Below are 11,472 nucleotides of genomic sequence, written 5' to 3'. Positions count from 1 at the left end.
GCCCTCTACTTTATCTGGCTGTTGACAGAAACGGTGGATCCATAGTCATTTACGTTATTAATTAAAATATGGTCTCCGCTCTTGAATGCGGCAATAGGGGTGACTCTTGTGGTTGAGAGCGGTGAAGCGACGACTGTTTTACCCAACAGGGGTTTATTGTCTGCATGAAGAATACGAGTAATAGTGATATAGAAAGGCGTAGGATTATTAATGGCCAGCTCTTCGCCTTGCTTGGACAACACTAAAAGCTCCGGCGCTGCATCACGGTTACCAAGCCCCGTTGGCCGGTAAATGAATTTAAAACGCGAGCGAATAGCCAACTGCAAAACATTATTTCCATGCGCCTGTGCGCTGGTCGGCGTGGGTGGTATTTCCAGCAGATTCAGCCACCAGAGCTGTTCCCGGTCACTCAGCAAGCCGTTACGATTGGGAAGACGGATCCGCAATGTTTGCCCACTTTTACCATCTACCCGTGAGATAGGAGGAGTAATAATAAAAGGCACCGAAATATTGTCTGGTGTTTCTCTGGCGTCACCTTTATCTAACCATACTTGTGCTACCGCCGGACGGTCGGCAGTATTATTTAATTGAATGGTGATTTCTTTTTCATTGCTGGGAAAGATAAAGCGAGTACCGTTAACAATAATATTATTAGCACTCACTGGAAAGCTGATAATAAGTAATATTGATATGATGCGCAGTAGCATATGTACCTCAACAGGCTATCAAAGCAGCACAGGTTATCAAAGCAGCCTGTTACGGCCGCTTTGAATATAAATTAACTACTGATAAATAATTTCATAAGTAGCGTAACTGTTTAACACTCCAGGTGTGACCGTATTTGGGGTGTTAGTGGCATAACCGACATAGTAGGTAAAGCGCGCACCTTTATTGCCAAGCACATTATTGTCAACGTTCACTGAAGTTGAAGGTGGCGTTAATGAACCTGGAATAATTTTTGTTGCAGCAAGAGAGCTATCCCCTCTTGTCGCCAAAACCAGTTGAATATCTTTAGCACCTGTACTTTCGGTGTTAGCCAGATATCCCTGCTCAACGCCAACCGCTCCTGTTAACAGGTTACCCCCGGTCCAATTTACCGCGAGTTGATCGCCATCCATGTAATCCCCCAGAGCACCATTAACAGATTGGCAATTAGTGACGTCAATGGTGAAAGGTTGTGCTTTCAAAAAGGTATTAGCTGCTGCACCTTTCGCTTCTGTCAGGCTGATAGGCGGTAAATAAACATTAGCATCACTGCCTTGGCCATTAACAGAAATCTCGCAGGAAACATCGGTTACTTTGCCATAGAAGTTAATATTTCCCCCACCGACGTTATCCGTTGCTGCGTAAGTTGACAGAGATAAGGTAGAACATATCATCATAGGGAAAAGGATTTTTTTCATGATTTTACCTTTTTATTTAATAAGTTAAAAATAACACTGCCTATATGTGAATTATTAAAAAATAACCCACTGGTACTTCAAGTCCCACACTTGGGCTGCAAAGCCATACACGACACAACCGATTACGCGATCGGTGAACGTGTAATAGCTCTGCAACTTGAGGTAACTCCGTTATACAGCTCGATAGGAGAGCATTATGAGATTGATGACAAAGTCGCTTTTTAAGCCGAGATAATCGGGGCTAGTGCACTCTGGCGACTTACGCCATTATGCCCCCTTTGGCACGCTCTCCCTAATAACGGGCTTTGTCAGCAGTCTGATTATTCGAGCATATCTTCTCTCATACTCATCCACGAGATAATGAGCGCCTGAAACATAACCTGAGCTTGTGGTAAAGCTCCCTTCAACTGACAGGATCGAGAAATTGCCGTCAACCGTCGGGATCGGGCAATTGCATCGACATTCATTGCCGATGAAATACTGAAAAAAATGTAAGCTATACCACATTGAGATAATGACAGACCGATAGCGATATCCGTATCGTATTAGAATCTTTCCATTAATAACATATTAAAAAAAGTAAAAACAACGTCTCTCGCGTCAGGCTCCACCTACTTTTGCTGAGAAAAACAACTCACTCAACGCGCTGGTGGCACAAACTCTACTCACAATAAGACGTCATTATTTATTAATCATGCGTATTTAATTGCCATTAATTGTGCTAATAGAGTTACCGCTGACCGAAAATAGGATAATTCAAATTAACAATCATCCTGATTGGTTGAGCTTGATTGGAGTATATAGCGATAAAATATGAGTGGTAAATTAAAAATTCAATAGCCTGCTAATTGTAACCATAAGGACTTTAACCCTAGTTATTTTAATTTTTAAAGAATTTTTATCTGATTATTTTGTTTTATTTGAGATTTAAAATTAAAAAATCAGAATAACATCTCGAGGAGAATTGTTTCTTAAATTGAAAATATTTGTTTACTATTGAGAAACAATCATGGTTTTATAGAGGAATGAGTAAGCTTGTAACTTCTTGATATAAATGGTTACAATGGCTGAAATATAAGCCATTTGGCTTGCTCGCACTCCAAAAGTAGAGGCGTTATTAAACGGAATTTTCTTAAATTGATAACGATAATAGCTCAAAACATCTGAGCTACACGGCAAGAGACGCGAATGTGTAAAGCATGTCATTGTAGGTAGGAGAGCATTTTTTATCTATCTGGTGCCGTTTTTCAGACAATGACGGGCTAGCTCAATACGCGCCCGATAAAGAAGCATTGTAGGGGCGTTATACACTTTTAACCGTCTTACGCTATGCTGAATAACATATTGTTCTATCAGAAAACCAAGCTTCAGTAATGAAGGGGAAGCATGATGAATGTAGCTAAAAGAGCAATCATTGTTGACGACCATCCCCTAGCCAGAATGGCAATTCGCGGTCTGCTGGAAACGCACGGCTTTGCCGTTATTGCAGAAGCTGAAGAGGGGGTCAAAGCGTTAAAAATCCTGGTGGAGAATACGCCAGAAATTGCCATTATTGATGTGGATATACCGGGTATCAACGGCGTTGAGCTGGTCGAAAAGCTCAGAAGCCGCCAGTTCACCGGTATTATCGTTGTGGTATCAGCGAAGAACGATCGCTTTTATGGCAAGCGTAGTGCCGATGCCGGAGCTAACGCTTTTGTCAGCAAAAAAGAAGGGATGGAGAACATTATTGCGGCGATTAACGCAGCACAAAACGGTTACAGCTATTTCCCCTTTATCCTCAACAGCTTTGTTGGTTCTGATACCTCTGAGCATGAAAAATTGGAAACGCTGTCCTCGCAGGAAACAAAAGTGTTGCGGTATATCCTGGCCGGCTATGACAACAGTCGAATTGGTGACGCCATGCATATCAGCAGCAAAACCGTCAGTACCTATAAGACGCGATTAATGGAAAAGTTGGGCTGTAACTCCTTAATCGAACTGATCTCTTTTGCCAACCGTAACAAGATCGTATGAGAATCGTTACTATCCTTCTTCTTCTCTTCAGTATCACTAGCACGGCAGCCACCTCGGTGGCGCCGATAGCGCTCGATTTGTCGGGATATAACCATATTCCTGCGGTATCTGTTTATCTCAGCCAAGATGACACGCAATGGTTAAAACAGAAGAAAGTGATCCGAGTGGCGGTGATCCCGCCGGATAATCCCCCACTGACGTTAAATTCGGTGACGGGTCGGTATCGTGGTATTAATGCTGATTATCTTGTCCTGATGCAACGCTCGCTTAATGTGCCCATTGAGGTACTCCGTTTTACCAGCGAGGCAGAAGCGATCGCCGCGCTGAAAGCGGGGAGAGTAGACCTACTGCTGACGGACTTGCTTTATAAACCACAAGTTCACGATGGCCTACTGCCTACACTGCCGGTCTTCTACTCTTGGCCGACGTTGATCACCCGCTTATCGAACGTTATGGAGCCTTTGCATAGTCAAGAATTCGAGACGGTTGCGATCGCGAATAGCTACCCGCCCGAGTCATTTATCAAGCAATCTTTTCCTAATGCGCAGATCACCCACTTCCCCAGCGTTTACGAGGCACTGTCTTCCGTCGCGAACGGCCACAATGACTATTTCATAGGGGATAACCTAACCAGCAGCGCGGCTATTTCTCAAGACTTCAATATGGAGTTGAGTATGGTGAGGTTTTGGGCACAAGAACGGAAGGAGAGTGTATTCTTGCTTGCCAATAAGAAAGAAAAGTTAAAAGGCATCATAAATCAATTTATCTCTGCGGTGGATGAGAAAACGCATAATCAAATTATTCAGGGGTGGATAGAGAAAGGGAACCTATCATTTATGAATAATAATCTTGATCTGACAAATGCAGAAAAGCGTTGGTTGAGTGAAAATAAAAAACTGAAGATCCTTATCAACCCTTATTTTGTCCCTTTTACCATGGCCGACAGCAATCTTGACGTTCGTGGAATGATTGGGGATATTCTCAATTTGATCAGCCTGCAGACTGGCCTGGAGTTTGAGCCTATTATTACCAAGTCAAACGATGAGATGCTAAAAGAGTTGGATAAAGGTGCCTGGTATCTGGTTCAGGCGGAAACCTATAATTTAAGCCGCGGTAATCAACTGGCTTTTACTCATCCATTTATTACAACCCCATTTGTGGTGGTGGTCAAAAACAGCATTGGTAGGGCCGCTGAATTGGCATCGGGTATGAAGGTGGCTATTGCCTTAAATCATCCGCTGCTAGCACAGCTAAAAGCAAAATACCCGGATATCAGTTGGACCCTCGTAGAAAACTCCGGCGTTTCTGTGAACCTGGTAGCGAATGGATGGGTTGACGCCGGCATTGCTAATCAGCTAACGGCGCGCTATCTGAGCGAACATTACTACCCTGAACAACTGAAATACGCACCGATAAAGGGCGGTGAGCAGGCCTCAGTTGTTTTCGCCGTGCCGCGTGCGGCACCGGAATTACGCCAGATCCTGGACAAAGCGTTGGATAATATCCCGCAAAAAGAGATCCTCCAGCTAACGGGGAAATGGCTCAAAATGCCGAAGATCACTATTGATACCTGGGATCTTTATAATAAGCAGTTTTATCAGGTGGCGATATTTGCTGCGCTGCTGGTGGTCAGCAGCCTGATCTGGGGAGCCTATCTCTCTCTCGAGATGCGTAAAAGAAAGCACTCACAACAACAATTGGAAACGCAGCTGCAGTTTATCAATAGCCTGTCGAATGCCATTCCAATGCCGGTTTACACCGTCACTTTGACAGGGGAGTTGCTTAACTACAATAAAGCGTTTCTCGCCTTTTTCCCTGAACAGCAGCAAGAGAAGATTCTCCATTCGCTCTATGATAGCCGGCACCCCTTTAGTGCATTATTTTTAACGGTGAATCAGGCAATCCGGCAAGGGCTGGAGCCGGCTCAGGTGGTTGTTCACGACTTCATTCTGAATAACGGCAGTGAGGAACGGCAGATCCGGCACTGGATGACGTTATGCCCTATGCCCGGTGACGAATCCTCGGTGGTTATCTGCGGCTGGCAAGATGTCACAGAAACAAAAGTGCTGATGGCCGCTTTGGAAGATGAGAAAGACAAAGCCCTGAAGGCTAACGGCGAGAAGAGGATCTTTCTGGCCCGCATGAGCCATGAAATTCGTACGCCGGTGAACGCGATCGTCGGTTTTCTCGAGCTTTTACAACGTTCGTCGGAGATTGTTTCAGCGCAGGATAAAACCTCTGTCCAACAGGCCTGGAATGCCTCCCGCTCTCTGCTCGCGCTGATTGGTGAAATCCTTGATCTGGAAAAGATCGAATCAGGTAAATATGAGCTCGTACCGCAATGGGTGGATATTAACGCGTTAATTCGTGAAAAGGTAAACCTGTTTGACGGCATCGCCGTGCAAAAAGAGTTGCAACTGGGTTGGAGCAGCCTGTTGGACGCAGGGGCGCGCTTTTGGCTGGATCCTCAGCCGCTTGGGCAAGTGTTAACCAACCTTATCGGCAATGCTGTCAAATTTACCTCGGCGGGAAGCGTGATGGTTTCTGCTTCCTCACGCACTGTTGGAGATGGGCAAAGCGAGGTCGTCATCTCCATTGAAGATACCGGGCCGGGCATTGCGCCGGAGCAGCAGGAACGGCTGTTCCAACCCTTTATCCAGGCTGATTCAGGGCGCCAACACACCGGCTCTGGTTTGGGGCTTGCTATCAGCAAGGAACTATTTTCCCTGTTGGGGGGGCGTATCGATCTGCAAAGCCAATTGGGGAAAGGGACAAAATTCACGTTAACGCTAACGGCGGCAGTAACCCTTGAACGCATCGAACAGCGGCAAAGTGAGCCATTACGCGCCAGCGAAATTGCTGCCCCACTAGGCCCGCTCTCTATTCTGATCGTGGACGATCACTCCTCCAACCGCCTGTTGTTACAGCGGCAACTGCAGGTTCTTGGCGCACAAGCCGATGAAGCGGAAAATGGTCTTCAAGCCCTAAACGCTATTAACAACAAGCGCTACGATGCGATCATTACCGACCTTAACATGCCGGAAATGGATGGTATTGCGTTGACCAAGGCGATTCGGCAAACCGGTAATAAGATAGCCATTTGGGGGCTAACAGCCTCGGCGCAGTCTGAAGAGCACCAGCGCTGTATGGCTGCCGGGATGAATGCCTGCCTGTTCAAACCGCTAAACCTGCAGCAGTTAGAGTCGTTACTGAGTTCACTACACCAAAACAAGGCTGATATTGGCTATGATCTTGAAAAACTGACATTGTTAGCCATGGGAAATAGGCCGCTGATGAAAGCAGCCCTTGAAGATGCGCAAAAAGAGAACCGTCGCGATCTTATGATGGCGTTTAAGGCGGTTGAAAGCGCCAACGTTGCAGAGCTAAAACACCATTTACACCGCATCAATGGAACGGCGCAGCTACTGGGGGCGCATAAACTCCATATGCAGGTAGATAAACTGGAAAATCAGCTTCTCTCTGCCTTCGATGCCACTGATATTGCAACTGAACTGCAGCAGATTCGGCAACTGCTTGACGATCTGGATAAAGGAATTGAGCAGTTTGTGGTATAGATTTTTATATAACGCTATTCTTTAACCAAACTACAGAATGTTAAGGTTCTACTCGTGCCGCACGGCCGCAAACACACCAGATTTTATTGATTGTGTTATTGATAAATGCCTTTTCGGTACAGCCTCTCCAGAGTGCTCACGCTCATTAACAGAATGCTGCCATTGAACTGGCGCTAATAACTACTATTGGGCTGATTATAAATAGCGCTGCCACCCCTAAGCATCTGAAAATGTTAACTATAGGTACTCATACTTTTTAAGAAGTGAGCCATTTACCAACCCCATAACCTAACCAACACTGGTTAAACCTGTTTCAAAAGCAAAGCGAAATAAATCGGCATCCCTTGAAATTTGCAGTTTGCGCATCGCACTGGTTTTCTGCGAACTGACCGTTTGTTTAGTGCGTTTTAACTGACTCGCGATGTCATTCACAGACATCCCTGATACATACAGTCTGATAACCTCGGCCTCTCGCCTTGTTAATTTATGATTGGCGCTTCGTGTAGCGATATTACCCCCTAGGTATTGGGCTACTGATTTAAAGTGAGGTGAAATATAAGTGGCTCCGGCATAAACAGCATGTATGGCAGAAATCAGGTGACCAGTATCCTCAGCCTTATTCAACACCGATCCCACACCTAACTTGAGTATTTCAGTAACAATAGCGGGGTTATCGATAATCGTAAAAACGATAATCTTTAATTCTGGGTGATGCCGTCTTAAGAAAGAAAGCATTGCCATGCCATCACCCGCAGCACCTCCAGGCATAACATAATCGGTTATCAGAACATCACAATTTACCTGACTTAGTACATCAAGAATCTCTGTCGAGTTTCTCGCCTTTCCGACAATATTTAGCGTCCGAATTGTCGACAGCTCATATGAAATACCCGAAAGTATCGCAGGATGATCGTCAGCAATAGCAATATTAATATTCATAATTCATCCAATAAATAATAACTACATCCTTAGCACTTGATTACATTTCATAAAGTGCTATCGCATCGTTCTATACACGTCATACTTCAAGTTGCCTGGGTGTTGGCTGCGTCCAGTTACTCGGCTCATCCATAAGCCTCGCCCCTTTGGGGCCGCTGCAAGCAGCGTTCAACTCTGCTCCCGGCAGAGTTGTCGCACCAGTCACATAGTTATCTATGCTCCTGGCGACTATGAGCCTCATCAATGAGGCTCACCCTACCGGGCCAGCGCAACTCGAATTATTTAGTGTATATATGCCAACTGTCGGGAATGTCTGTAGAAAAAGCCACAGCTCCAACCCCAAGGAGCTGGCCCCCTTGTTCAGATAGGTGAAAACATCCGGTCTATACCCTTCATACTTCAAGTTGCTTGGGTGTTGGCTGCGTTACTCGGCCCATATTGGGCCTCGCCCCTTCGGGGCCGCTGCAAGCAGCGTTCAAATCTGCTTGCGCAGATTTGTCACTCACCCTAGTCACTTACTTGAGTAAGCTCCTAGGGATTCATTCAGTTGCCTCCTACAAGCAACTCGAATTATTTTGGGTATATTCACATTACTTGATAAGCTACAGGAAATCGGCCACCTTCTTATGTAGACAAACACATCAGAAAAAATTAACGAAGCTCATCGCTCAGATTTATTCATATCATCCATCAACCAACGGCTTAACATTCCTGTACTTCCATAGGCTTTAATTACGGCCAGGTAGCTATCAAAACGGTATGAAACCTCGTTGACGCGATTATTGTTGTAATCACTTTCGGCAATCAAAACATCAAGCAACGTTCGACGGCCAAGGTGATACCACTGATCAAAAAATGCCTCCTTCACTTTTTCAGTTTCTTTAATCAGGCCAACATAAAGATCCGCCCTTGCCAGCAAAGTATTCGCATCCTGCACTGCAGCGCGAGCTTCAAACTCAAGATCCATTTGCTGCTGTTCTTTATTCTCCAGTTCAGCCTCTGCTCTCAGCAACGCTGCCTCCCGAGCCGCTGTCGCTGCTCCCCCCCGGAAGATAGGCCAACTGACGGTTACCATGGTCTGCCAAGGATCTTCCCGGCCAAAATCATCCTTACCTGTTGATTTTGTCACGACCCAATTGATCTGAGGTTTCTCAGCCGCGCGCAATGATTCAGCATGTAGCCTTGATGCCTTCGCCTCAGCTTCCGCCTGCAACAAGACAGGATGATTTTGGGCCGATAAAAGTAGTTTGTTCAGCTCAATATCTGGCAACGCAACCTTAATATTCTGCGGTATTCTGATCGTATTAGTGCCAATTAGCTTGCGCAGTTTTATTTCAGCATCACGCTCGCGGGCCTGCCATGTATCTCGACTGGCTTCGGCATCCATCAATCTGGCCCGCGCCTGGACAAGCTCACTGGCCCGCCCAGTATCCGTCACCACTATGTCACCCAACATATCAACCAATCGCTTCATACGTTCGACGTATTGCTGGTTGATCGTACTTATGCGGCTTGCCTTCTCTTTCTCAAGCAAAGTGCTGGCTACGTCCTGAGCCAGTACTTCCACGTTGGCCATATATTTCTGGATCGCTGCTGTTCCAAGCTCTTTTCGGCTATCAATCGTTTTCTCCGTGCGCCCCCAGTCATACACCGTGGTCGTCATATTCAAATTGACCGTCTGGCTGACTGGATTACTATTGCGCCCGAAGGATTTTGAACGAGAGTTAGCACTCACATCAATTTGTGGCCAGCGTTGCCCTTCTGCTTCGCGTACATCAGCATTTGCTGCCCCCAACTCTGCACTGGCCTGTTTTAATGTGGGGCTACGTTCGATCGCCTGTTTTAAAGCCCCGGCCAAAATAACTCTGAGTGCCTTGCTACCCGCTTCACCGCGCTCGCCGTCTTGACGATAAGCCTGCGTTTGACGTGCTGCATAAGCTCGGGTAGAAGAAAGCTCTGCCGGTTTAATGGTTTCCTTAACTGCTACTTTCTGAGCTGGTGATAACTTCTGAGCTTGTTCTGCAATCTGACGGTATTCACCAAATGTGCCACGCAGTTCAGCACTTTTAGGTTTTTCCGAGGATGAGAACAAACTCCATGATGAAACCTTGCGAGGTTCATCTTCCGCCGCCAACAATGGAATATCCTGCGTATTAGGTTGAGCATGCAGAATAGAGGAATAAATCATCCCTGAACACAACAGAAGCTGCACTGAAGCATTCCACTTTAATGTACGAGGCTTTGCTGGCACATATTTTCTTTTACTTGGCTTCATTATTTATTATCTCTCGCGGAAAGCTTCTCTAGCTTTAAATACTGGCTTAAGCAAATAATCCAAAATCGTTTTCTCACCCGTACGTATTTCTACCGTAGCCGTCATACCGGGAATAATTGGCAGTTTCTTACCACCAGACTCAAGCCAACTGGTATCGGTGAGTATTTGAACCCGATAATAAATAGCATCTGGGCGACCTGCGGCTAATTTCTTTTCATCCTGTAAAGTATCAGGGCTTATAAGCGTCACTTTTCCTTTAAGGCCACCATAAATACCGTAGTCATAAGCAGATACTTTTACGGTAGCTGGGAGCCCCGGGCGCAGGAATGCCACATCCTGTGGTTTAATCTGCCCCTCAACAATCAGTTGATCTTCCAACGGAACAATTTCCATGATATCTGCACCCGGCTGAACAACGCCGCCAATCGTACTGATGCTGACGTTTTTAACCGTGCCATAAACCGGGGCATAAATAGTGGTACGTTCCAGCACATCTTTACGCCCTACCAGGCTTTCTGTCAGCTGAGCAACTTCAAGCTCAGACTTGGTCAATTCAGAGTTTGCCTCTCCCTGGTAACGGTTACGGCGCTCTACAATCTGAATCTCCAAGTCATTGGCCTGGCGCCTCATACGCAGCAACTCAACTTCGGAGATCAGGCCACGAGCGGCCAGCGGCGCGGTCATGGATAACTCTTTCAAAATAAGGTCACGGCTGCGCTCTAATGCACCCAAGCTATCATCAAGAGACTTTTTCCGTGATGTATAAGCTTTGGTTTCCTGCGCGATCAACGAAGGATATTTCTGTAGTTCCTCTGGGAATTTCAACGGCGTCTGATAAGCTTCGGCCTCTAGCCGCGCTATCATTGCTTTTAATCCCATTAATTTGGCATTCATTTCCTGATAAGTGGAACTCGCTCGCGTTGGGTTAATTTTGAGTAAAGGCTGCCCCTTCTCTACAATATCCCCTTCACGCACTAACATCTCATCAATAATGCCGGCTTCTAGGCTCTCTATGACCTGCTCACGGCTTTTTGAAATAATTTTTCCTTCACCCTGAGTTATTTCTTCGACATTCGCATAATGTGCCCAGACAATCCCTGTAAATAAAATAATAACAATAATATATAAAACAGAGCGTGAGCCAGGTGCTGATTGAATAAGTAATGACTCACGCAGGTCACTCATAAAAGCCTCATCCCCCGCCTTTAATGACGCAGGCTTAGGCGCGCGCTTGAAACGGCGCAGAATATTATTAAACATTTCT

General features: G+C 45.9%; 7 protein-coding genes. 2 read left to right on the top strand and 5 right to left on the bottom strand.

Features of this window, described 5'->3' with window-relative positions; genetic code table 11:
* Window positions 1-5 precede the first annotated feature (5 nt).
* On the bottom strand, window positions 6-707 hold the full coding sequence (locus tag BMI79_RS10135) for a fimbrial biogenesis chaperone (RefSeq protein ID WP_076942008.1): 702 nt from the start codon (window positions 705-707) through the stop codon (window positions 6-8).
* A 75-nt stretch (window positions 708-782) separates the two neighbouring features.
* On the bottom strand, window positions 783-1,403 hold the full coding sequence (locus BMI79_RS10130; RefSeq protein WP_076942007.1) for a fimbrial protein: 621 nt from the start codon (window positions 1,401-1,403) through the stop codon (window positions 783-785).
* Between the two features lie 1,389 nt (window positions 1,404-2,792).
* On the opposite strand from BMI79_RS10130, the gene evgA reads away from it, so the two are divergent.
* Together evgA and BMI79_RS10120 are read left to right on the top strand one after the other, a co-directional pair.
* Window positions 2,793-3,419 carry an acid-sensing system DNA-binding response regulator EvgA gene (evgA, locus tag BMI79_RS10125; RefSeq protein WP_076942006.1) on the top strand — a complete coding sequence of 209 codons (627 nt, stop codon included), beginning with the start codon at window positions 2,793-2,795 and terminating at the stop codon, window positions 3,417-3,419.
* Entirely contained in the window at window positions 3,416-6,994 is a 3,579-nt protein-coding gene (locus BMI79_RS10120; protein WP_083704408.1) for a response regulator, read from the top strand. Before evgA ends, BMI79_RS10120 begins: the two co-directional genes overlap by 4 nt.
* Before the next feature lie 288 nt (window positions 6,995-7,282).
* Here the strand turns inward: BMI79_RS10120 and BMI79_RS10115 are convergent, their stop codons facing one another.
* The 3 genes from BMI79_RS10115 to BMI79_RS10100 all read right to left on the bottom strand — a co-directional run bounded on the left by BMI79_RS10115 (window position 7,283) and on the right by BMI79_RS10100 (window position 11,468).
* The gene (locus BMI79_RS10115; protein ID WP_076942005.1) at window positions 7,283-7,933 is read right to left on the bottom strand and encodes a response regulator; all 651 of its coding nucleotides are present in this window, start codon (window positions 7,931-7,933) and stop codon (window positions 7,283-7,285) included.
* 661 nt (window positions 7,934-8,594) lie between these two features.
* On the bottom strand, window positions 8,595-10,208 hold the full coding sequence (locus tag BMI79_RS10105) for a TolC family protein (RefSeq protein ID WP_083704407.1): 1,614 nt from the start codon (window positions 10,206-10,208) through the stop codon (window positions 8,595-8,597).
* 6 nt (window positions 10,209-10,214) lie between these two features.
* Window positions 10,215-11,468: an HlyD family type I secretion periplasmic adaptor subunit gene (locus BMI79_RS10100; protein ID WP_076942003.1), complete on the bottom strand. Its 1,254-nt coding sequence runs from the start codon at window positions 11,466-11,468 to the stop codon at window positions 10,215-10,217.
* Window positions 11,469-11,472 lie beyond the last annotated feature (4 nt).

The sequence above is a fragment of the Serratia oryzae genome (assembly GCF_001976145.1).
GTDB classification, from domain to species: domain Bacteria; phylum Pseudomonadota; class Gammaproteobacteria; order Enterobacterales; family Enterobacteriaceae; genus Chania; species Chania oryzae.
This window is presented reverse-complemented; position numbering and strand designations above follow the sequence as displayed.

Bases quoted from the DNA above. Each gene is read 5' to 3' on its own strand.
- BMI79_RS10135 (WP_076942008.1), bottom strand. From the start codon at position 707: ATGCTACTGCGCATCATATCAATATTACTTATTATCAGCTTTCCAGTG.
- BMI79_RS10130 (WP_076942007.1), bottom strand. From the start codon at position 1,403: ATGAAAAAAATCCTTTTCCCTATGATGATATGTTCTACCTTATCTCTG.
- evgA (WP_076942006.1), top strand. From the start codon at position 2,793: ATGAATGTAGCTAAAAGAGCAATCATTGTTGACGACCATCCCCTAGCC.
- BMI79_RS10120 (WP_083704408.1), top strand. From the start codon at position 3,416: ATGAGAATCGTTACTATCCTTCTTCTTCTCTTCAGTATCACTAGCACG.
- BMI79_RS10115 (WP_076942005.1), bottom strand. From the start codon at position 7,933: ATGAATATTAATATTGCTATTGCTGACGATCATCCTGCGATACTTTCG.
- BMI79_RS10105 (WP_083704407.1), bottom strand. From the start codon at position 10,208: ATGAAGCCAAGTAAAAGAAAATATGTGCCAGCAAAGCCTCGTACATTA.
- BMI79_RS10100 (WP_076942003.1), bottom strand. From the start codon at position 11,468: ATGTTTAATAATATTCTGCGCCGTTTCAAGCGCGCGCCTAAGCCTGCG.